We start from the raw sequence: 21,331 nt of genomic DNA, 5'->3' as shown, positions 1-21,331 counted from the left end.
CCTGAAAACACTTAGTTGAAATACGCCGCGTACTCTTTGGGCAGCTCGTCTAACTCCTTCAGCAGAATGTCTTTGTAGTACACCTCGGCGGCTTCGCTTTGGATCTGGATTTTGCCTTTGGTGAGCGGAGTGGCTTTGTCGTTTTCTACGTAGCGGGAATTCTGCAGCACCATCACCACCTGGCCGTTCACAATGTGCAGGCTTTTGCCTTTGTAGCAGATCAGTTCAATCTGGGTCCAGTCGCCGTTTTTGCTTTCGCGGTTTTCACTTCTCAGGCAAAGGCCGTCTCTGCCGGAGCCTCTCCCGAAACCCAGGAACGGCTGTTTGGCATCGGCCACGGAGTTCATCATGCCCTCGGGCAGAAACGCCCGGATGTCAATGGCCGAGTTGGCGATGCTCCAGTAGTCGCCGGTGTGGCCTTCCATGATCTGGAATTCCTGCGAGAGCATCCAGGCGCGCCAATAATCCTTGCCGCTTTCCCCCACGGAGTGGTACAGCACCCCCGAGTCTTTGAGCAGGTCTTTGCGGGGCTCGAACTTGTTCTGGCCCCATTTGTATTTAAGCTTCAGGTGGTAGTTCTCGTATTCCTGTTTGGTATAGACGCAACCGTAGATCTCGCCGCTCACCTTCAGCATAGGTTCACCTTTCTCCTCTAGGTACGTGAAGACAGTCTGGCCTTTCTGGTTATAGCCAATGGGGGCGATTTCCTTTCCTTGTGCATCCACCGGCACTTTGCCGTTGTAGCCCAGCTTATGCCGGTAGCTCAGATACGTTTCCCACTGCGTGAGATTCTTGTCTAGTAAAGGCGTCCATTCTTTCTTGGGCAGAAAGGAAAATAATCCGAGGCAGGTGAAGAGTAAGGCGGCAAACCAGTGGGTAGGTTTCGTTTTCATAGGGAGGCTGGGTGGATAGAATCTTGTATCGGTTTGAGGGTGATTTTAAGAAATCTGGGCTAAAGTAAGCATAAAAAGAGAAAGCCATCGGCCAGAAAAAGAAGCTCCTGAAAAGCTACGTTTCTGACCGATGGCTTTGCCGCGTTATAAAGGGTCGGACTGGTTATTTCTTGGTGTTCAGTTCATCCATGAGTAAGTAACGCCCGCGGTTTTTCTCAGTGACGGTTTTGGTGTTCACGTCGATGACCTGGTACTGCACGGCGTTGCCGGTGGCGGTGGGCCATTTAGGCAAGCTGCCGCTGTTGGGGTTGCCGGTTTTGATGAAGTTGGCGAAGTACTCCTGCATGGTTTTGGAGACTTTGTAATCCTCCGGCGTCCAGGCGAAGACCTTGTTCGTGGCCAGGTTGCCCATGGCGTACTCAATCTCGGCGGAGTGCACAGCGCCCGTGGCTGGTGGGGCTTTGGGGGCGTTGGAGTCCTTTACCACGCCGCCCGCCAGACCCGCGGTGGCGTTGCCCATCTCGGGCACCATCTCGGGCCGAGGGCGGGAGTACAGGTAACGGTACACGGGTTTGCCGCTGGTTTTGCTGTGCAGGTCCATCCATTTCCAGGTGCTGTAGGCAATGAAACGGTCACCAGACAAGTCCGTGGCCACTTGCGCGACCTCGGCATCGGAGGCAGCGGCATATTGTTTCAGGACATTTTCAGCGCGGGGACCGTACAGTTTCTGCACCAGTTTGGTGTAGTTTTCCTTCGTAGGCGCATCCTGCCCGAAAAGGGCGCGGTAGGTCATTTCCTCTGAGTTCCAGCCGGCAAGCAGCGGAACCTTGGCCTGCTCACCCGCCGCGAAAACGGCCGCAGGCGATTTAGGGAAGAAGTAACCGTCTAGGGTAGGCACGAAGCGGCCCATACCCGGTTTGCCGGCCTCGTTCAACAACTGCTTGGCGTCCATTGCCCGTAATTGGGCCAGGGAAGTAGCCCCGATGCTGGAAGCGAACTTCACGCCGTTCTGCTCAGCCTCGGCCAGCGGAACAGGGTCGAAGGGGGAGTTCACCAGGGCTCCGCTCTCACCAATAGCCCCGGCCATTAGGTTTTTAGACAAAGGAGACGCCATCTGCGCGCTCACCGAGATAGACCCCGCCGATTCTCCGGCAATGGTCACCCTGGCCGGATCACCCCCAAACGCCGCAATGTTTTCTTTCACCCAACGCAAGGCCGCGGACTGGTCCAGGAACCCGTAATTGCCCGAGCCTTTGTAGGGTGATTCCTGCGTCAGCTCTGGGTGCGCGAAGAACCCGAACACGCCCAAGCGGTAATTGACCGTAATGGCCACAATGCCTTTCTGCGCCATGCTCTCGCCGTCATAGCGCGGCTCAGAACCGTCGCCGGCAATAAAGCCGCCGCCATAGAAGTACACCAGCACCGGCAGTTTCTCTTTTCCGGTTTTAGCCGGTGTCCAGACGTTGAGGTACAGGCAATCCTCGCTCACGCCGTTGCTCCGGAAATTCATATCCCCGAACACCGGCAACTGCATGGCCCGCGGTCCGAACTGGGTAGCCTTGCGAACGCCCTGCCAGTTCTTCACCGGCTGCGGCTCGCGCCAGCGCAAATCGCCTACAGGCGGCGCGGCAAACGGCACCCCCTTGAACGAGCGGATGCCGCTTTTCTCCCGGGTGCCTTCTACCAGGCCGTTGGCTGTTTTTACCTGGTTGGCAGAGGAAGTGGAAGCCCCAGAGGCTTTGCTTTTGGTTTGCGCCCCTACCGTGGGTGCCACCAGCACCGCCAGCAGGAGCAGGAGGAAGATTTTGTTTAGTCTATGGTTCATGGTTTGGTCTTATTCGCTAGGTGTTTGATGTTTTCTGTTGCGGGTATTAACAAGTGATAAGTGGCTGTAAAAATCAATTTACTTTTCTGAAAGATACCATTGTCTTTGCGTCTTGAAAAGTTATTTTGCTTCCACGATCCTAAAGTATTTGGCTTTATCACTTTTACCGGGTATTAAAGGTTTGATAGCTTCTGCGGCCTCGGTGGGCAAATCAGATTCAATAATATCGGCCCCGGATTTGATAACTTCGCGGTAGGCATTCTGCCGTTCTGCCTTGCTCTGAAGTTTGTCATACGTGGGCGCCGCCGAAATCATGCACATCACCCCGCGGGCATGCAGCAGGTCCAGCAGTTCCTGGTTTTCGGGCTTGTACGTGGGGCCAATGTAGGCCATCGTCTGCGACCAAGGAATACCGGCTTTCTCATACTCTAAAAACGCATCCTTGGTAAGCACGTGGGCCGAGAACATTACTTTGTTGTTTTGTTCATAGTGGTATTTGGCTTGCTGGGCATTGTGCACGGTCAGCATCACATGGATTTCGGCTTTGCGGTCACGCAGGAACCGAGCAATCATAGAAGGCGGCACGTCCTTTCTATCCAAGTTCAAAATGGTTTTTCCTTTGCTCCACGTGATGGCTTCTTCCAGGGTGGGGATATGGTACGCGGTAACATTTCCTGCTTTGTCTTTCAGGTTCAACTTCTTCAATTCTTCCCAGGTATAGTCAGAAACCTTGCCGTTGCCGGTGGTGGTACGGTCCAGCGTTTCATCATGCATGAGCACAATGACACTGTCTTTGGTCAGGCGCGGATCAACCTCAAAAAAAGCCGGCGTGCTGCGGAGTGTATGTTCAAAAGAAGCAATGGAATTCTCTGGGTACCCTTTCTCCATTCCGCCTCGGTGACCACTGATCAAAGGAATGCTGTTTGGGCTGAACCGGAAGAAGTTGGATAGCTCCTTCGGGCTACTGATTTGAAGGATGTGCAAGTTTTTGGTCTGCGCCTTCAATTCACAGAAAGGGAGCCCGGCCACCAGTACCAGAAGCAGGAGAATTCTTAAAGAAAAACCGATGGAATGCATGGTCTGAGCTTTGGGGGTGAACAAAGATATCGTTGCTGGTCCCGGCAAGTCCTGCAAAAGTAAAGGAGGGTTTTCTTACCAATTACCTTCCAGTATGAAGATAGGGAGCTTCAGGAGAATAGCAATGGGTTGAAAGGATGTTTGCAGGCTGTTACCCAAGAACTCTTGTATGCTTAATGCTTGAAGTGAACTAAGGGTTAAAGAATGCTACTTCAGGACAATGTCTCTCTTCCCAATCCAGGTGTTGTTTGCGTTCTTCTGGACGGTCACAATGCCCGTGCCTCCTAGGTCTGTAAACAGAGATGCCAGGTATTTGTCGGTTACCAAGTCATCGTCTTTGAACACGAAATCACTGATGTAAAAGGGTGCGGTGTTCTCCGGTTTTATGGCCGCGTGGATGTGGGCGGGCATGGAGTTGTCTGGGTAGCGTGCGGGCCGGATAGACTGGATTTCATAGGAACCGTTCTGGTCTGTCTTGCACCAGCCGTGCAGGTGCCCATGCCATTTCTGTACGCCGGTTTCAATGCCTTTTTTGGTGTAATGGCCTGTATTGTCTGTTTGGTAGGCGTAAATGAGGGCGTTGGAAAGGGGCGTTTTACCGTCATTTTTGAAAATTCGGCCCGAAATCACCAGCCTTTCCCCGGGTTCTGCTCTACCCGCGATGGTCATGGTGCTGGTGAGTTTCTGAGGCATGTTCAGGAAACAGCATTCAATAGCGGCATCGGGATTGTCGCAGCTGTCAGCCATGGTTTGGACAGTTGCTTTCTCTGGTTGGTGCTGCGTCTGCGAGGATGATGGTTCACAGGCAGAGCCCAGCCATAGCAACAGGAGGCTGCTCATCCATATGTGCTTTTCTATTCCCATGATCTTCTTTATACGTGTAAAAACCAGGCGAATCTATGCCTTGGAGAAAACAACCAAAGAAGTGCGAAAGCTACCTCCACCAAGCTGATGAAAAGTGATGGTGTAGGTGAGGATTACGTGGGCGTAAAAACATTTTCGGCCTGCTTTTCTCAAAACAGGCCGAAAACAATAAGCACGAGAGTGAAAGCAAATTAGCTTCCCAGCTCCACTTCTTTTTCCTGACTCAGAATGCTAGACGCAGAACTCAGGACTTCATAAATATAGCTTTCCAGCTCCTGCGCGCGGTGCGCGGCAGTGTGGTGGGCCAGGACTTTCTGGCGGGCGAGTTCCCCCATGGCCAAGCGCTCCTCCTCGGGTAAGTCCTTCAAGAAGCCCAAGGTGTCCTCGGCGGAGTAGGAGACCAGGATCTCTTTGTTGAACTCAAACAGCTCATCCAGTCCGTCCCAGTAATCTGAGATGATGGGCGTACCGCAGGCGGCGGCTTCAAAGAGGCGCACGCTGGGCGAGTAGCCGGCCTTGATCATGTCGGCGCGGGTGATGTTCTGGGTGAAGCGTTGCTGGTTGTAGAACTTCCGGTGCTCGGCGGGCGGAAGGTGGTGGATGTACTCGCAGTTCTCGGGCCACTGAACCGTCTCCGGATACTGCGGACCGGCCACTACGAAGGAGCCCAGCGGCCACGCACGGGCGGCATCCAGCATGAGTTTCTCCAGCGGTGGCTGACGGTCATCTGAGTAGGTGCCCAGATAGCCTAAGTCCCACACTTTCTCTTCCTGCGGCTCGGGGAAATACAGCTCAGGGTCAAACGAGCAGTATAGCGGCCGGGCCATGGGCGAACCGAATTCCTTCTCCAGTTTCTCCAACGTTGGTCCGCCGGTAAACGACAAATACATATCATACCGCGGGATGAGGCGCGGATGCAGGTACTCGTAGTCTTCACGGGCCAGTTTGGCCAGCGTCACCGGGGTATCGATGTCGTAGAACCCGGTCACGCCTTGGGCAGTCTGGATAGCCCATTCACCCACGGCTACTCCCTCAGGAACATACGAGCCCACCAGCACGAAATCAGCAGCGCGCACCTGCTCGGTGAAGCGGGCCTGCAAATCTTCCAAGGATTGGTACAACTCAGTCTGGCAATACTCCGGGTTAGGTAAATCACGGTTAGAGGCGTACCACGGCACATCGCGCTCCAGGAACAGGATGTGGTGGCCCCGGTTGCGCAACTCGCGCACGAGGCCCCTAAACGTGGTGGCGTGCCCGTTCCCCCAACTAGAGGTAATGGACAAGCCCAGAATGACTATGTTCAACGGTTTTTGACTCATGTGGAGGATGTTAGTATCTAGATGGTAGACCCTAGACTTTTATTCTTTCTTTGGAAGGTCCGTTTAGGACCTGTTTTTCTGAAAAGAACAATGAAACGAAATATTCCGCTGGCGCGAGCGTCTCGCTCGTGTCCGCACGCATTTTGGATAAATAGCTTTCCTAAATTTTGTCATCCTGAAAGGATCTTGTGAGCGAACGGTAGTGGCTTTTCTTCAACGCCTTTCTAGTTCGCCCACAAGATCTTTCCAAGATGACAGGAGTGGGTGGAATCGATGTCCTCTGAAACGCGTGAGGACACGAGCGGGACGCTCGCGCCAGCGGGAGCAACGGGAAGCAGCGGAATGTGTATTTCCGTTTAGGGGCCGTTTTTCTAAAAACAGCCCCAAAACAGATTTAGGACACTACTTCCTTCGTGTCTGTAGCGGTAATGTCGGTTTTGGTGCGCGGCGTGGTGAGCAGGAGTTGTTCTAGTTCATCGGCGCGGTGGCCGTAGGTGTGCTGGGCCAGTACTTTTTTGTACGCAGCTTCACCGATGGCTTTGGCACGTTCTGGCGTTAAACCTTGCAGCAGCTCGGCCACTTCGGCCCCGTCTTTGGCTACCAAGATTTCAGTCTCCGGCTCGAAGAAGAAGTCAATGCCTTCCCAGTAATCGGTGATGATGCAGGCACCGGCGCCGGCGGCTTCAAACACGCGGGTCGCGGGCGAGAAGCCGTAGCGGGCCATGCTTTCGCGGCTGATGTTCAGGACGGCTTTAGGCGTGCAGTTGAAGGCGTTGTGCTCTTTGGTATACACGTGCCCGATGTAGTTCACGTTGGAAGACATAGGCTTATCGCCCCAACCACTTCCCCCGATGAGGAACTGTTGCTCAGGTAATTTAGCGGCTACGTCCAGGAAGAACTGCTCTACGCGCGCTTCGCGGTCGGGCAGGCGGTTGCCCAGGAAGGCCAAGTCGCATTGGAAACGCTCCTCGGATTCAACCGGGTAATGCGTGGCGGTGTCCAGTGCATTGTAAACCGGCACGCATTTCTTGGCACCCAACTTCGCATACGCGTTGATGACCGGGTCACCGCCGCCGTAGGTCAGAATGAGGTCGTATTGCGGAACATGAGCTCTAAACGGATCGGAAGGGTCGCTTTCCACGCGGTCCAGGGTGGCGGGCGCGTCTACGTCCCAGAAGATCACGAGGCAGTTCTCAGATTGCAGTTTCAGTACCTCGGCCTCCAGCAACTCGTCAAACACGCCTACGCCGCTGGCTTTCACCACCACATCGGCCGAGGCCGCGTCTTCCAGCATCTGGTACACGGCTTCCTCGGTGGCCGGATACACGACTACTTTGGCGTACTCGGGGTCTGGAATGTCGCGGTTTTCCTGGCGTTGGTAAGCATCCGGTTCATAGAACGTAACCTGGTGGCCACGCTCGTGCAGGGCGCGCACGATGCCGCGGTAATACGTGGCGGCTCCGTTCCAGTACGCCGATACCAAACTAGATCCGAAGAAGGCGATGTTAAGCTTTTTATTCTGCATAAGTGGTGTTTGATTTTTTGTGCGGATGGATTTTTTCCGGGGCAATGCCCAGTTCGTCGCAAATGGCTTCCAGCTCATTCACGCGGTGCGAGCAGGAGTGCCGGCGGTTGATGGTGCGCAGCCCGTTATTAACCATTTCCTGGGTGCGGCGGTGGTCATGCAGCACGCTGTGTAGGTGCTTTTTCATTTCCTCGCCGTTTCTGGCCACCAGGAAATCCTCGCCCGGCGTGAACAGTTTCTCGGCGTCTTCCCAGGGCGCTGAAATCAACGGAATACCGCAGGCCAGCGCCTCAAACGGCCGGATGGTAGGAATACCAGGCAACGCTTCTACGTAAGGTCTGCGCGGCACGTGCACGGTGACTTTGTACTTGGCAAACACTTCCGGGGCTTTGTAGTTGGGCAGCCACTCGCCGTACTCGATGCCCGCCTCGGCCAGTGATTTGATGGCATGCTCTGGGTAGCGCACGCCGTAGACTTTGGCTTTAAGACCGAGTTCTTTCACCGGATTTAGCAGGTACTCATGCAGCTCCGCGGTACGCTCTTCGTCGCCCCAGTTGCCAATCCAGACCAGGTCGCCCTCGGTCTCGGTTTTGGTGCGCGGATAGAAAATGCGGGTGTCGGCGGCCTCGTGCCAGGTCCAGGCCTTCTTCGTCCAGCCTTCCTTCAGGTAGAGTTCCTTGATCACGTTCCCGAAGGCCAGCACGCCGTCATAATGGGTGAGGTCATAGGCGGCCATGCTCTCGCGCTCAGTCACGGCCCGGTGGTGGGTGTCGTGGAAGAGCAGGCGGTAGTTGTTCTTGGTTCTGTGTTCGCCCACCATGCGCACCAGGTCATGGTCGTTCCACTCATGCACCAGCACCAGATCGGCACCGGCCAAAACCTGGTCCAGGTTAAGCGTGTCCAGCTCGTAGAAGTTGGTGTCCAGTCCAGGGTAGTATTGGTGCAGTTCCTCAATCTTCTCCTCGCCGTACTGCGAGACAAGGTTCTGCAGGCTCCAGCCGTCTTTGGGCTCGTAGACCTGCACGTCGTTGCCGCGGCTTTTGAGTTCCTGCACTATGCCGCGCAGGAAGTGGGCATTGCCGTGGTTCCAGTCAGAGAGCAGGGAGTGGTAGAATAAAACAAGTTTCATAGTTCTATTGGGTTGACGCTAGTAGCTGAATACTAGAATTTTGGTTTTGTTTGTAGGGGCAATCCCTTGTGGTTGCCCGTTCACGTTTGCACCGCATTAGGGCAACCACAAGGGATTGCCCCTACATTTTGCGCTGGTTCAAGTCTGTGACTTGGACCTACAATGATGGCAGTTTGTAACTGCCGTGTGGCGCTTTCTCTTCAGCATTACTTTTGAACAGCAATGCGTATCTTGAGGCTCAAACCTCTTCACCATGGTAGGTTCAAGTTGAAAACTTGAACCTACCATGGTGAAGAGGTTTGATTTATACCGTCTCCACCTGGTCCGGCGCTTCGGCTATCACGCGGTTAGATAAAGTTGCGTAGGCCCGGAGGTAATCCTGGGCCATGAGCTCGGTGGTGTAGTCCTGGGCTTTTTTCACCGCCCGGCAGGCCATGATGTTGCGCAGGAATTCGTCTTTGATCAGTTTCTGGAGCAGCAGGGTGAGGCCTTCGGCATCATTGGTGTCCACGTAATCGGCGGAGGTGCCCCAGATTTCCTTTAGGCTGTTGATCTTGCCCAGTACCAAGGCGCAACCCGAGAACGCGGCCTCCAAAATGGATAACCCAAACGGCTCGTACATGGCGGGTAGCACGTACAACGAAGCCCTGGAAAGCCAGTCGGCGACCTCGCGCTGCGAGAGTTTGCCCAGGAAGTGCACGTTCTTGAAAAGCTTGTGGTCACCGGTGGCCGGATGCACGGCATCGCCGGCGATGTAGATGGGCCAGTCCACGTTATCGGCTACCTGGGTGAGCAGCGCGATGTTCTTGGCCTCGTCCCAGACGCGACCCATGCTGAAGATGAACGGTTCTTTTCTTCCGAAGCGGAAGGCATGCGGATCGCGGCCGTTGTTTATGACCTGTTTTTGGGAAAAGGTGCCGTAAACGGTTTCAGCCTCCTCCAGCATGGCTTGGGTGGGCGCCACTACCAAATCAGCGGCATGCAGGCCCTCGCGCACGCGGTCCAGGTAATCGTTGCGGTCTGCGGGGGCATTCTCGCCTTTGAGGGCGCGCCACCAGGTTTGTACGCAGGAATGGATGACCATGAGCACGGGTTTGTTCCAGGGAAGTTGCCCGTGGCAGAAGTTGTTCAGGTGAATGAGATCGGGGTTGAGCTGCTCGTTGAGTTCCAAGAGCCATTGGCCCGCCAGGTCTACCTCTGCCCAGGGGTTGTCCATCCACTCCAGCTGGTACTCGCTTTCGTACACGGTCACGTTGGTGAGGGCCGCCAGTTCCTGCCGTTGCTGCAGGGTGATGGCGGCGCCCATGGTGGCGAGGTAAAAGTGCACGTTAAAAGGTGCCATGGCGCGGATGAGCTCCAGACTGTAGGTCCAGACGCCACCCACGCTGTCGGTGGTCATGAGTACGCTTCTGTGCGGTTTATCTACCATAGATGCTGTCCAAAACTTCGGCTACTTTCACAAACTGCTCGGCGTCCTCGTTGAATTTCTCGCCATTGGCCACGCGCTGCGCCCATTCTACACCGGCCCGTCCGCCCCAGGCATCCGGCGGCGAAACTAGGGACTCGGTTTTGGTGCCCCAGAAGCGCTCGGCCACGAAGTCATAGAAAGAGCCGTTTACGTTTTTAAAAGCTGCGCCGCCGTTGGTGCCGTAAAAAGTAGCGCTAATGATGGCCTCCTGCCCGGCGGGCAAGTTCCAGGAGCAGGTCAACTGCACATGCGGACCAGTGGCTAACTGGATGCTGGCAGTGGCGTAATCTTCCACGGTATCTGCAGAGGAGGTCAGGCGTTTGCCTTTGGAGAAGAGGCTGCTGGTCACGCTTTCCACTGCCGGGAAGTCTAAGGTCCAGAGGGCTAAATCCACTAAGTGCACGCCCAGATCAATCACGCAGCCGCCGCCGGAGAGTTTGGGGTCATAGAACCATGGTTTGTCAGGGCCATAGGCGTTATGGAACACCAGCTCCACGCCGTAGATCTCGCCCAGTTCACCGGATTTCACCAGGTCATAGACTTTGCGCATGGCCACCGTGCTGCGGTAGGAGAGGTCTACGCCCAAAAGTGTGTCGGCTTTGCGGGCCGCTTCTACTACACGTCTGGTTTCCTCGGCAAATCGGCCCAAGGGTTTCTGACAGAAAACGGCTTTCCCGCTTTCCAGAGCCTGGATGGATTGATCCGCGTGAAAAGCGCTGGGCGTAGCAATCACCACCCCGTCTATTTCATCGGTCAACAAGTCTTCAATGGTGTTGCCCACTTTGGCGTTGGGGACAGTTTTGTGGGCTTCCTCCACGTTCTGAGGAACAGGGTCTACCACAGAGGTCACCTCGCCCACGCCGGCATGGGCGATGGCTTCCATGCGGTTGCGGCCAATCCAGCCGATGCCCAGAAAGCCGAGCTTCAGGGTGTCTGTGGTTGGCGTGGTTGCCTCAGTTGGTTCTAGTAAAGTATCTTCAGTCATTGAATGAAAGGGTTCGTCTAAGGTTTGGTTAAGCTTCTTTGTAGAAGCATGTTCTGGCCCTGGTTTTCTCAAAACAGGGCCAAAACGGGTTTTGGTTTGTAGGGGCAATCCCTTGTAGTTGTCCTAATGGTAATAGCAGCAAAGGGCAACCAAAAGGGATTGCCCCTACATTTTACATCGTTACAATCGCCTTCATGAATCCATCCGGGCGGTCTGATAAGGCGGTGAAGGCTTCTTCCATGTTTTCCAGCGGGAAGGTGTGGGTGTAGAGCATCTCGGGTTTGAGGCGGCCGCTTTCTACGGCCTCCACGGCTTCTTTGATGCCGTCTAAGTACATCTGCGGGTCGCGTTCGTGGGCGTTGATGACGTCCAGGCCGCGCCAGTTCCAGAGTTGGATGTTCACCTGGCGCATGCCGTCCTGGTGGAAGCCGGCGATAATGAGGCGGCCGCGCTCTTTGCACAGTTCGCCGGCTAGGTTCAATGGCCATTCTTTGCCGGTGCACTCAATCACGCGGTCGCAGAACACCTCGCCAGTGAGTTCTTTCACGCGCTCAATGATTTTGTAATGGTCATCCATCGGGATGATTTCATCGGCGCCGCACTGTTGGGCGATGTCCAGAGAGAACGGACGCTGGGAGATGGCAATAACCCTGGCGCCCGCCTCTTTGGCTAATTGTACTAATAAAGCCCCCAGAAACCCGATACCCAGAATGGCCACGGTTTGTCTGGCTTTGATGTCAGAGCGTTTGAAGATGTTCATGGCGCAGCCCAGCGGCTCGCCCGGGAACGGTTTGCCCGCTAATGACTCTGGTAACTTCACCACCGAGGTGGCTTCGGCTACGTCATAGGCGGCGTAAGAATTATAGGAAAGGGCGGCTACGCGGTCGCCTACTTTGAGGTCTTTTACTTCTGAGCCCACGGCGTCAATGATGCCCCAACCTTCGTGGCCCGGATTTCCGGACGGGGTAGGGTAGGAGAACCACTCGCGGCCTTCCCACACGGGAATGTTGGAGGCGCACAGTCCGCAGCCTTCCAGCTTGATGCGCACTTGCGTGGCCGTTGGTTCGGGCAGCGCCACTTCCTGGATTTCTACTTGCTTAGGAGCGGTAATCACCGCCGCAGCCATGTTGGTAGTGGCTGCGGCGGTATCAAGGGTTTCTGGAAATAGGTTGGTTTGCATGCTGTACTATGCTACTGCTACGTTATCGGTTTCTTGTTCAAGGGCGACCGGCGCTTTGAGCGACACTTCAATGCCCCTGGTCTCGCAGAGCCACTGGTAGAGTTTGGCCACGCCTTCCTGCACGCTGTTTTTAGGGTACCAGCCGGTGGCCTCGTGGAACTTGCGGATGTCAGACACATAGTAGTGCTGATCGCCGGGACGCCAATCGCCGAAGCTCAGGTTCACTTTCTTGCCGCGGTAGTTGCCAATCAAATCCAGTAGTTCTAATAAACTGGTGGTGTTTTTTACGCCTCCGCCAATGTTGAAGGCCTGCCCAGACAGTTCCTGGATGTTCTCCTGGGCCAGCAAAAATGCGTCTACCAGGTCTTCCACAAACAGGATATCGCGCACCTGCTTGCCGTCGCCGTAAATGCTGATGGCTTTGTTCTCAATGGCTCTGATGGCGAAGTGCGCCACCCAGCCCTGGTCTTCGTTGCCGTACTGGTGCGGACCGTAGATGCAGCTCATTCTGAACACCACCGCCGGGATGCCGTAGGTTCTGGCGTAGTCTACCACGTACTGATCGGCAGCGCCTTTGGAGCAGCCATACGGGCTATGGAAGTCCAGCGGACGAGCTTCTGAGATACCGTTGGCTTTGATGTGCTTGTCTGAAGGGTTGTAGCGGGTGCCGTTCGGGATGAAGCGAAGGTCTTCCAGGCCGCCGTACACTTTGTTCGTGGAGGTGAACACCAACGGCGGCGGATTGTCCTGGGCTCTGATGGCCTCCAGCACGTTGACCACCCCTCTTGCGTTGATCTCAAAATCCTGGATAGGGCCAGTCAAGGAAGTAGTCACTGCTACCTGCGCCGCGAAGTGGTACACCTCGTTGGCGTACTTCATCACGCGTTTCACGGCTTGCAGATCACGAATGTCGCCTACGTAGACTTCCAGTTTGTCGCCGTAGTTCTGGTGCAGCCACTGAAGGTTGCGCTCCACGCCCACGCGGGAAAGGTTATCGAAAATGAGCACGCGCTTGCCTTGCTCTAAAAGGCGCTTGGCCAGGTTCGTGCCCACAAATCCGGCACCGCCGGTCACCACAGAGTAACGCTCCTGATCTGAGAAATCTTCTTTGCGGCGGATGAAGCTGAATTTGTCCAGACCATCCAAGCCGTTTTCAGCCCATAATCTGTAAAGCAGCTTTGGAGAGCCATCTACGTTTTTCAACCCGAAGGAACATGCGCGGCTGTCCACGTGAAACTTGCCTTCAGGGGCTTGGTTTACGTCCAGGTCATGGAGCGTATACCAGAATACTTTGTTCACCGGGGCCTTGCACGCGTTGCGGAACTCCTGGAACTGGCGGTATTCATCGTGCTGGGAGGTAGAGTACCCGGCGGCGGTGATCCATAATTCGGCTTTGGCGTTGTTGCGGCTCAGTACATCGCGTACTTTCTGGAGATTCGTTTCCCAGCCTTCCCATTCCTGGTCATCGGCGAAGCCGTGGATGCCCACGGCGTCTATGTGTTGCAGTACGCCGCGGTCAGACATGAGTTGCAACCAATTGGGGTCTACGGGGTTCATGCCACCCAGCACGGTTTTCTTGCCGTGTTGCCGGGCCACCTGCGCGGCTGCAGAAACCATATCAGAAAAGGTAGTCCAGTTCTGGTCCAGGGTGTAGTCGTATTCTCGCTTGTTGTTGGGCCCGTTCCAAAGCTCTACCCACGTAAGGTGCGTGCCCAGTTCTGAGAGAAAGGTCTCCAGGAAACCGGCGAAGGCTTGGGGATCTTTGGGAGGAGCCGAGGTTTTGGCAGTCACGCCCAAATCTGCGGGGGTATTCTGGAAGCAAGGCAGCACCTGCACTTGTTTGGCCAGCGTGGGGATAAGCCAGGTGTACCACGCCTTGCCTTCGGGGGTGGCGTAGTGGGCCCATGAAATGCCGGTGCGCAATTCAGTTACGCCCAGTTCCTTCAGCTCAGACAGAACCAGGTCTACCCGGGCGTGCTCACCAGGCTGGAACCATTCTGCCAAGCTGATGGTGGGGGCGGCGAGGGGAGTATGTGTAGGTTGCGTTTTCTTGGTTTTATTCATAGCGTTTGTAGGCTTCTTTTGGAAAAACAGGGCAGAAACGCGGGCTTAAACCGTTAGGCCCCTTGCGGCTAACTCGGCAGAAGCCTCATTAACGCGGTCGTACGCAATCTGTCCTTCCAGCCAATCAGCTAACTCCGCTAAACCGCTGTTGAACTCCACTTGCGGGTAGAAGCCCAGCACCTCTTTGGCCAGGCTGATATCGGCGTAGCAGTGGCGGATATCGCCTACGCGGTACTTGCCCGTGATCTCCGGCATGAGGTCCTGCTTGCCCATCACTTCGGCCAGGCGCTCGCCAATCTCTCTAATGGTGTAGTTGTTGCCGCTGCCCACGTTGAAGACCTGTCCGTTGGCTTCTTCTTTCTCCATGGCCAGACGGCAGGCCAAGGCCACATCGCGCACGTGCACGAAGTCGCGCTGCTGGTTTCCGTCTTCAAAGATCATAGGGGCGTTGTTGTTCAGGAAGCGCGAGGCGAAGATCGCCAATACGCCGGTATACGGGTTGGAAAGCGCCTGACGCGTTCCGTACACGTTGAAGAAGCGCATGGCCACCGTTGGGATGTTGTAGGCACGGCCCACCATAAGGCAAAGGCGCTCCTGGTCATACTTAGACAGCGCGTACACTGAAGACAGGCACGGGATTTTGGATTCTGGCGTCGCAATCGGGGTGAGGAGACCGCCTTTGTCGTCTTTCAGTTCCCAGTCACCGGCTTTGAGTTGCTCCAGGACGCGCTCGGCGCCAATCACTTTCTCACCGGTGGTAGAGGTGTACAACCCTTCGCCGTAAATGCTCATGCTGGAAGCCACTACCAGTTTGCTTACTGGTTTCTCAATCAGGCACTCCAGAAGCACGGCGGTGCCGATGTTGTTCACATCGGTGTATTCTTTGATTTCATACATGCTCTGTCCCACACCCACCATGGCGGCGAAATGGAACACAGCATCTACGCCCTCTAGGGCTTTGAGAACGGCGGCCTTGTCGCGCACATCACCTACCTGCAATTCTACCTCGGGGTTGAGGTATTCTGGGCGCGTGCAGTCTTTGCCGTGAACCTGCTCAGATAAGTTGTCCAGGGCGCGTACTTCATATCCAAAATTGATCAGCTCATCTGCCAGGTGCGACCCGATGAAGCCTGCGCCGCCCGTTATCAAGACTTTCTTTTTCATAGTTGTTAGTAGGTGTTTTAATTGGTTACAAAAGGTGCGGAGAGGCTTTGTGCCCCCCAGAAGTAGCGCAGGGATTGCCGTAGAGCAAACCGCCTGGGAGGGCCGACTTCATAGGGTTTAAAGCTCCAGACCAGATGAATTCAAATGTGTTATTTACAGGATTGGTGTTGTCAATGAGGAAAGAGCCCGTGAAGGCCTTGGTTCTGGTGGCAAGGTTGCGCAGATTTTCTATCTTTGGAGTACCTACCCAAGGCACCAGGTCTTTTTTGCTACCTGCCATATGCCTCCCTTCTAGGGCCTTGCTTCTTCCGCACGCGCCATCCTCTGAGAGGAAAACCCACATTGAAGGAATAGAAAGGCTTATAACCATAGTAGAAGATGCTGAGGAATTAATATATAGCTTTTATTCTTTTTTTATGGAAAGGAACGAAGAACATCCTCCTTGGGTTATGTTTGGCCATTTTCTTGGTACTTATACGGATGCCAAACAAGTAGTTCTACTTAAGTGAACTTGGGTGGTTTGGATGTGGGTGAATGGTAAGCGGCCCTGAGGTTAAGGAAGATAACGCTTTATTATCCATAAGCAGGTCACAAGCGTTTTTATTATTCACTACAAGTAGAAAGTTGAGGGGAAGGGGTAGAGAAGAGAGGGAAGTGTTGAAGAGGATAATATAGGTAAACCAAGGTAAGACCTGGGTTCTAATCAATAAGGTCAGTTGAAAATGAATGGTGATCAATACCAGTCTAAAAAGCTTTAGTTTCTTCTAGTAAGAAAGCTTGACTTTGTAAGTTGGTAGCCCAGGAAGAAACCCATGAACCTTAAAACCCAGGTGAGGGAAAGTTCTAATAATCTTTGGTTTCCGTCAATGGCCAAGGGGATACCTTCATTTAGGTTTGAGGCCAGGTACATCATCAATATGATTAAGAATAAAAGGACGACTACTCTTAGAATCTTGAAGGCTATGATTTGCACCTCTCTTTCAAGGAGAAGGAAAAACAAAAAGGTAAGTAAGATGGGAGGAATGGAGTTGACAAGGAGAATGAACACCAGTCCAGTTTCCAAGTTTTCTTTCAGGATATGGCCATAGCCTTTATGGAATGCTTCTCCTCCATCAAGGAGATAGGTATTTTGATAGAGGTTTATTAAGGCCCCAAACCCTACCAAAAGAGCAATAGAGATTCCAAATACGGCAGCGGTTGAAAGATGCTGTTTTAAGGAGCCTTTCATGGAATAACCTTCAAATTCTGTTTAGCGCCTGTTTTCTGTAAACAAGCCCCAAAACGGCTTACAAGATGTCGTCGCGTTTGTCTTCGGTGACGGTGAGCAGCACGGATTCTACGTTGCGCTCAGTCTTCTCCAGGATCTTGAACTCGTAGACGCCGTGTACTGCGGTTTCGCCAATCTCTGGGATGCGGCCATAGATCATATTCAGGTAGCCGCCCACGGTTTCGTAATCTTCGCCTTCGGGAAGCGGGTAGGGCAGGTCGTCGTTCACGTCCAGGATGGAGGCAGAGGTGTCTACTTTGAATTCAAAGTCGTTCAGTTTCTCCACCAACGGGGTTTCCTCATCGTACTCGTCCTGGATCTCGCCTACCAGTTCCTCAATGATGTCTTCAATGGTGACAATGCCTGAGGTGCCGCCAAACTCATCTGACACCACGGCAATGTGCATGCGGTTGCGCTGGAAGTCTTTGAGCAATCGGCTGATTTTCTTTGTTTCGGGCACGAAGTAGGCCTGGCGCATGAGTTTTTCCAAGTCCACCTTCTCGCCGGCTCGCAGCACCACTAGCAGATCCTTCACGTACATGATGCCCACAATATTGTCAATGGAGTCGCGGTAGACGGGCATGCGGGTGTAGCCCTCGTTGAACACCACCTCAAAGATCTCCTCCTCGGTAGAATCAAGGTCCAGGGCTACCAGCTTGGTGCGGGGCACCATGATCTGCTTCACCATGCGCTCATTGAACTCGAACACGTTCTCAATCAACTCCTGCTGGCTGCCGCCAATCTCGCCGCTCTCGGCGCTTTGCTCAAACAAGAGCCTCAGTTCCTCAGCGGTGTGTACCTCTGAGCCGTGCATGGGCGTGATGCCTACCCGTTTCAAGATGAAATTGGAAAAACCGTTCAGAATCCAGATAAAAGGCAGCAGAATGTAATACACAATCCGCAGCGGAACCGCTACGGCTAGCGTGGTGGACTCGGGCCGTTGGATGGCCAAGGATTTTGGAGCCAATTCCCCGAAAACGATGTGTAAAACGGTGATCACCGCAAAGGAAACCGGCAAGGCTATTTTGTGGGCCAGAACCGGGTCTGGGGCCGCCCCAAAGGCGTGCATGATCTCAATGATGATCTCAGACACCACGCCCTCGCCAATCCAGCCAAGTCCGAGGGAGGCCAGCGTGATCCCCAACTGGGTGGCAGAAAGGTAGGCATCCAGGTGCCCGATCATGTGGTAGGCAATCTTAGCCAGTTGGTTTCCGGCCTGCGCCCGAAGCTCAATCTGCGAAGCCCGGACTTTAACCAAGGCAAACTCAGCGGCCACAAAAAAACCATTCAGGGCAACGAGCAGAATGGTAAGAAAGATGTTGAGGATCATAGTTGGAGGCGGTCCTTTAGGGGTGCAAAAGGATCACTTGCGTCAAATTTAATGGTTTATCAGCACTATCAAAGGGACAGGGCTCGTTTCCTCTACGTGAACCGCGTTAGAAAGTAGGTGACCAGTATCCTTTAAAAGCCAGGCTTTGTGCTGGTTTGTTCGGGTTTACGCCGGATTTGTAGTAATTTGCCACTCTTTACCAGAAGCTGAAAATCAGATGATAATTGTTTGGAAACGCACCGTGGGATTGCTGCTGCCTTTGCTCTTTTTGGTCTTGGCGGTTCAGGCCCAGGTGCTCAAACCCTCAACCTGGAGTTATGACGTGTCTGCCCAGGAGGTGAAGGTAGGCGAGGAGGTGGAGCTCATCTTCAACGTCAAGATCATCCCCGAGTGGTACCTCTACTCCTCAGACTTTGACCCCGATCTGGGGCCGATTGTGACTACGTTTACCTTCCAGAAACACCCTTCTTACGCGCTGGTGGGCAAGATTAAGCCCGTGAACCCAAAGAAAAAGTTTGACCAGCTGTGGGGGGGCGAGTACACCTATTTCACCAAAACGGCCCAGTTCCGGCAAAAGATAAAGGTCTTGCAGCCCACGCTGGTAGTGAAGGGCGGCTATGAATTCCAGGTGTGCTCTGAGGTCAACGGCCAATGCATTCCGGGCGAGGGCGATTTCAATTTTACCCAGATAAAGGTGTTGCCCGGTGCGGCACCCGCTACCAACACCCCCACGCCAGATGCCGGCACCAACAACGGCGGCGCTGCTCCCGGGTCAACCCCATCAGCAGCCGGTACGGGCACCGTCGCTCCCAACTCAGGTACCGTGGCCCCCATTGCGCCGTCTGCTACTGGCCTTTCAACGGATACTTCCGGGTTAACCGCCGATGTCCCGACCACCGCTTTCCCGCAGGCCGGTGACAGCAACCGCGCCGAAGTTTCTGCCGACCCGCAACCGAAAGCTACCCTGGCCGGAATGGCTGTCACCACCGGCGAGCCAGCGGCACCCATTGGTTTGTGGGAGTTCATGATTGGGGCTTTTCTCTCGGGGTTAGTGGCCCTGCTCACGCCCTGCGTGTTCCCCATGATTCCCATGACCGTGACCTTTTTCACTGGCGGAAGCGCCAACCGCTTCAAAGGCATCATCAAGGCCTTGGTCTACGGCTTGTCTATCATCGCTTTTTACACCCTCATCGGGACGCTGGTAGCCAAACTGGCCGGACCCGAGGTGGCCAATTTCCTAAGCACGCACTGGTTTCCTAACCTGCTGTTCTTTGTGGTGTTCCTGCTGTTTGCCATGTCGTTTCTGGGCATGTTTGAGATCACGCTGCCGCACTGGCTCGTGAACAAAGCCGATGCCCAGGCTGACAAAGGCGGGTACTACGGCGTGTTTTTCATGGCCATCACGCTGGTGCTGGTCTCTTTTTCCTGTACCGGTCCCATTGTGGGTTCTATTCTGGTGATGTCGGCGGGCGGTGAGACCTTGAAGCCTATCTCCGGCATGTTCGCCTATTCCATGGCTTTTGCGCTGCCCTTTACCTTGTTCGCGGTTTTTCCTAATTGGCTCAGTTCTTTGCCTAAATCGGGCGGTTGGCTTAACTCGGTGAAGGTCTGCCTGGGGTTTATTGAGTTGGCCTTGGCGCTAAAATTCCTGAGCATCGCTGACCAGGTGTACCACTGGCGGCTACTGGACCGGGAAGTATACCTGGCTTTGTGGATCGTGATTTTCACCCTCATGGGATTTTATCTGCTGGGCAAACTCAAATTCTCCCATGATTCAGACTTGCCCTATTTAGGGGTGCCCCGGCTGTTGATGGCCGTTGCCACCTTTGGCTTTGTGGTGTACATGATCCCTGGTTTGTTCGGTGCGCCGCTGAAAGCGCTGTCCGGGTACCTGCCGCCGCAAGCCACCCAGGATTTCAACCTCACGTCCGGTATGTCATCGGGCGGAAGCACTGCCAGCACCATCTGCGAGACCCCCAAGTACGCCGATTTCCTGGAACTGCCCCACAACCTGCAGGGCTACTTTGACCTGGAGCAGGCCAAAAAATGCTCTGAGGAACAAGGCAAACCCATCTTCGTGGATTTTACCGGCCACGGCTGCGTGAACTGCCGCGAGATGGAAGCCAACGTGTGGTCGGACCCTGAGGTACTGAAACGCCTGCGCGAGAACTTCGTGATTGTGGCCCTGTACGTGGATGACAAAAGCGAACTGCCCCAAAGCGAGTGGTACACCAGCACCTACGACCAGAAACAGAAAACCACCCTGGGCAAGAAGTACGCCGATTACCAGATCACTAAGTTCAACGTGAACGCCCAGCCGTATTACGTGCTCATGGACGGGAACGAGAACCCGCTGGTAACGCCCATCGCCTACGAGCCCAACGTGCAGAACTTTATCAAATTCCTGGATGCCGGCGTAGCGGCCTACAAAGCCCGTAAGCAGCCGGTGATGTAAGTTGAGCTTCAGAAACTTCCATACTTTTTGGGCCTCTGTTTTGCGGGTGTTTCACAGGAAACAGCCCTAAAACAGAGGCCCAATCTTTTACCTAGCCGAAATGCTTTGATTCCCAACGGACCAAGGCTAATGGCGCTTTTGGCTTCTTTTTGGCAAAACAAGCCAAAAGCTACTTCTCGTAGTAACGGTCTCTGAACTCCTGTTTCTGCCGAAGGTACTCGGGATGGTCTTTGGCTTTGAACCAGTACTCCTTGAAAATAGCCGCCGCCTGCGCCTTCTCATTCGTGAGGGCATCTGCCTCCTGGGGAAGCACCTTATTGCCTTTGTGCGCGCTGCCAGAGGAGTAAGGATAAGCCAAGCCTTCGTTGTTGTTTTCCGCCGAGGACGTGTATTTGCGGCCGCCTTTGTGGTTGGCGTAGCGGCGCGCGCGCGTGAAACCCATCTGCAGGAACTTGCGGGCCATATCGGCGCCTACAAAATCATGCTGGCCCAGGTAGGCTTCAAATAACCCGTAGATCTTTTCTGCCGAGGCCTGCGCTACCTCCACATTCTTGAACCTCCAATGGGGCAGAATCTCGCTTTTGTAGGGTTCCACCAGCAAAACGCCCTGTTCGCCCACGCCTACCCGGTACAGTTCTGGATGTTGCCGGAAATCGGTGGTTTTGAAGTCTAGCGTATAGTTGAAGCCGTTTTTTGCCATGTAGGTTTGCGCTTGCAGGCCAAAGCACCCAATCTGCCTTGGCTTGCGTATGGGAGGTGATTACCTTTCTGTACTACTATGAAACG

The 21,331-nt window shown here is 54.3% G+C and carries 17 protein-coding genes; 1 reads left to right on the top strand and 16 read right to left on the bottom strand.

What is annotated here, in order from left to right:
* Window positions 1-11: 11 nt before the first annotated feature.
* The 15 genes from FOA19_RS02225 to FOA19_RS02155 all read right to left on the bottom strand — a co-directional run bounded on the left by FOA19_RS02225 (window position 12) and on the right by FOA19_RS02155 (window position 18,090).
* Window positions 12-893: a 3-keto-disaccharide hydrolase gene (locus tag FOA19_RS02225; protein WP_149089168.1), complete on the bottom strand. Its 882-nt coding sequence runs from the start codon at window positions 891-893 to the stop codon at window positions 12-14.
* Window positions 894-1,056: 163 nt separating this feature from the next.
* Window positions 1,057-2,718 carry a carboxylesterase/lipase family protein gene (locus FOA19_RS02220; RefSeq protein ID WP_149089167.1) on the bottom strand — a complete coding sequence of 554 codons (1,662 nt, stop codon included), beginning with the start codon at window positions 2,716-2,718 and terminating at the stop codon, window positions 1,057-1,059.
* 120 nt (window positions 2,719-2,838) lie between these two features.
* Window positions 2,839-3,702, bottom strand: coding sequence for a glycerophosphodiester phosphodiesterase family protein (locus FOA19_RS02215; RefSeq protein ID WP_223808690.1), 864 nt, complete (start codon window positions 3,700-3,702; stop codon window positions 2,839-2,841).
* A 300-nt stretch (window positions 3,703-4,002) separates the two neighbouring features.
* Window positions 4,003-4,659, bottom strand: a complete 657-nt coding sequence (locus FOA19_RS02210) for a dioxygenase family protein (protein WP_149089165.1) — start codon at window positions 4,657-4,659, stop codon at window positions 4,003-4,005.
* A gap of 191 nt (window positions 4,660-4,850) precedes the next feature.
* Window positions 4,851-5,978, bottom strand: a complete 1,128-nt coding sequence (locus tag FOA19_RS02205) for a CgeB family protein (protein ID WP_149089164.1) — start codon at window positions 5,976-5,978, stop codon at window positions 4,851-4,853.
* 394 nt (window positions 5,979-6,372) lie between these two features.
* Window positions 6,373-7,503 carry a CgeB family protein gene (locus tag FOA19_RS02200; protein WP_149089163.1) on the bottom strand — a complete coding sequence of 377 codons (1,131 nt, stop codon included), beginning with the start codon at window positions 7,501-7,503 and terminating at the stop codon, window positions 6,373-6,375.
* A complete protein-coding gene (locus tag FOA19_RS02195) occupies window positions 7,493-8,632 on the bottom strand; it encodes a CgeB family protein (protein WP_149089162.1) in 1,140 nt (379 codons plus the stop codon). Before FOA19_RS02195 ends, FOA19_RS02200 begins: the two co-directional genes overlap by 11 nt.
* 304 nt (window positions 8,633-8,936) lie before the next feature.
* On the bottom strand, window positions 8,937-10,061 hold the full coding sequence (locus tag FOA19_RS02190; protein WP_223808689.1) for a glycosyltransferase: 1,125 nt from the start codon (window positions 10,059-10,061) through the stop codon (window positions 8,937-8,939).
* Complete coding sequence (locus tag FOA19_RS02185; RefSeq protein WP_149089161.1) at window positions 10,051-11,085, bottom strand: Gfo/Idh/MocA family protein; 1,035 nt, start codon at window positions 11,083-11,085, stop codon at window positions 10,051-10,053. The genes FOA19_RS02190 and FOA19_RS02185 overlap by 11 nt, the downstream gene beginning before the upstream one ends.
* Window positions 11,086-11,257: 172 nt before the next feature.
* On the bottom strand, window positions 11,258-12,265 hold the full coding sequence (locus FOA19_RS02180) for an MDR/zinc-dependent alcohol dehydrogenase-like family protein (RefSeq protein WP_223808688.1): 1,008 nt from the start codon (window positions 12,263-12,265) through the stop codon (window positions 11,258-11,260).
* Between the two features lie 6 nt (window positions 12,266-12,271).
* Window positions 12,272-14,329: an SDR family NAD(P)-dependent oxidoreductase gene (locus FOA19_RS02175; protein ID WP_149089160.1), complete on the bottom strand. Its 2,058-nt coding sequence runs from the start codon at window positions 14,327-14,329 to the stop codon at window positions 12,272-12,274.
* A 45-nt stretch (window positions 14,330-14,374) separates the two neighbouring features.
* Window positions 14,375-15,493, bottom strand: coding sequence for an NAD-dependent epimerase/dehydratase family protein (locus tag FOA19_RS02170; RefSeq protein ID WP_149089159.1), 1,119 nt, complete (start codon window positions 15,491-15,493; stop codon window positions 14,375-14,377).
* A 25-nt stretch (window positions 15,494-15,518) separates the two neighbouring features.
* Window positions 15,519-15,773: a hypothetical protein gene (locus FOA19_RS02165; protein WP_149089158.1), complete on the bottom strand. Its 255-nt coding sequence runs from the start codon at window positions 15,771-15,773 to the stop codon at window positions 15,519-15,521.
* 474 nt (window positions 15,774-16,247) lie between these two features.
* The gene (locus FOA19_RS02160; RefSeq protein WP_149089157.1) at window positions 16,248-16,721 is read right to left on the bottom strand and encodes a hypothetical protein; all 474 of its coding nucleotides are present in this window, start codon (window positions 16,719-16,721) and stop codon (window positions 16,248-16,250) included.
* Window positions 16,722-16,779: 58 nt separating this feature from the next.
* Window positions 16,780-18,090, bottom strand: a complete 1,311-nt coding sequence (locus FOA19_RS02155) for a hemolysin family protein (RefSeq protein ID WP_149089156.1) — start codon at window positions 18,088-18,090, stop codon at window positions 16,780-16,782.
* Window positions 18,091-18,307: 217 nt separating this feature from the next.
* On the opposite strand from FOA19_RS02155, the gene FOA19_RS02150 reads away from it, so the two are divergent.
* Window positions 18,308-20,545 carry a protein-disulfide reductase DsbD family protein gene (locus FOA19_RS02150; protein ID WP_149089155.1) on the top strand — a complete coding sequence of 746 codons (2,238 nt, stop codon included), beginning with the start codon at window positions 18,308-18,310 and terminating at the stop codon, window positions 20,543-20,545.
* Window positions 20,546-20,714: 169 nt separating this feature from the next.
* Here the strand turns inward: FOA19_RS02150 and FOA19_RS02145 are convergent, their stop codons facing one another.
* Window positions 20,715-21,245: a DUF4385 domain-containing protein gene (locus FOA19_RS02145; protein WP_149089154.1), complete on the bottom strand. Its 531-nt coding sequence runs from the start codon at window positions 21,243-21,245 to the stop codon at window positions 20,715-20,717.
* Window positions 21,246-21,331 lie beyond the last annotated feature (86 nt).

It is taken from the genome of Rufibacter hautae (assembly GCF_008271695.1).
Taxonomy (GTDB): Bacteria; Bacteroidota; Bacteroidia; order Cytophagales; family Hymenobacteraceae; genus Nibribacter; species Nibribacter hautae.
The sequence above is the reverse complement of the archived record's forward strand: the minus strand, read 5'-3'. Positions and strand labels throughout refer to the sequence as shown.

What these genes read in the sequence shown, in the direction of transcription:
- FOA19_RS02225 (WP_149089168.1), bottom strand. Translation starts at nt 893, where the DNA reads ATGAAAACGAAACCTACCCACTGGTTTGCCGCCTTACTCTTCACCTGC.
- FOA19_RS02200 (WP_149089163.1), bottom strand. Translation starts at nt 7,503, where the DNA reads ATGCAGAATAAAAAGCTTAACATCGCCTTCTTCGGATCTAGTTTGGTA.
- FOA19_RS02155 (WP_149089156.1), bottom strand. Translation starts at nt 18,090, where the DNA reads ATGATCCTCAACATCTTTCTTACCATTCTGCTCGTTGCCCTGAATGGT.
- FOA19_RS02150 (WP_149089155.1), top strand. Translation starts at nt 18,308, where the DNA reads ATGATAATTGTTTGGAAACGCACCGTGGGATTGCTGCTGCCTTTGCTC.
- FOA19_RS02175 (WP_149089160.1), bottom strand. Translation starts at nt 14,329, where the DNA reads ATGAATAAAACCAAGAAAACGCAACCTACACATACTCCCCTCGCCGCC.
- FOA19_RS02185 (WP_149089161.1), bottom strand. Translation starts at nt 11,085, where the DNA reads ATGACTGAAGATACTTTACTAGAACCAACTGAGGCAACCACGCCAACC.
- FOA19_RS02180 (WP_223808688.1), bottom strand. Translation starts at nt 12,265, where the DNA reads ATGCAAACCAACCTATTTCCAGAAACCCTTGATACCGCCGCAGCCACT.
- FOA19_RS02145 (WP_149089154.1), bottom strand. Translation starts at nt 21,245, where the DNA reads ATGGCAAAAAACGGCTTCAACTATACGCTAGACTTCAAAACCACCGAT.
- FOA19_RS02210 (WP_149089165.1), bottom strand. Translation starts at nt 4,659, where the DNA reads ATGGGAATAGAAAAGCACATATGGATGAGCAGCCTCCTGTTGCTATGG.
- FOA19_RS02170 (WP_149089159.1), bottom strand. Translation starts at nt 15,493, where the DNA reads ATGAAAAAGAAAGTCTTGATAACGGGCGGCGCAGGCTTCATCGGGTCG.
- FOA19_RS02190 (WP_223808689.1), bottom strand. Translation starts at nt 10,061, where the DNA reads ATGGTAGATAAACCGCACAGAAGCGTACTCATGACCACCGACAGCGTG.
- FOA19_RS02205 (WP_149089164.1), bottom strand. Translation starts at nt 5,978, where the DNA reads ATGAGTCAAAAACCGTTGAACATAGTCATTCTGGGCTTGTCCATTACC.
- FOA19_RS02160 (WP_149089157.1), bottom strand. Translation starts at nt 16,721, where the DNA reads ATGAAAGGCTCCTTAAAACAGCATCTTTCAACCGCTGCCGTATTTGGA.
- FOA19_RS02195 (WP_149089162.1), bottom strand. Translation starts at nt 8,632, where the DNA reads ATGAAACTTGTTTTATTCTACCACTCCCTGCTCTCTGACTGGAACCAC.
- FOA19_RS02165 (WP_149089158.1), bottom strand. Translation starts at nt 15,773, where the DNA reads ATGGCAGGTAGCAAAAAAGACCTGGTGCCTTGGGTAGGTACTCCAAAG.
- FOA19_RS02220 (WP_149089167.1), bottom strand. Translation starts at nt 2,718, where the DNA reads ATGAACCATAGACTAAACAAAATCTTCCTCCTGCTCCTGCTGGCGGTG.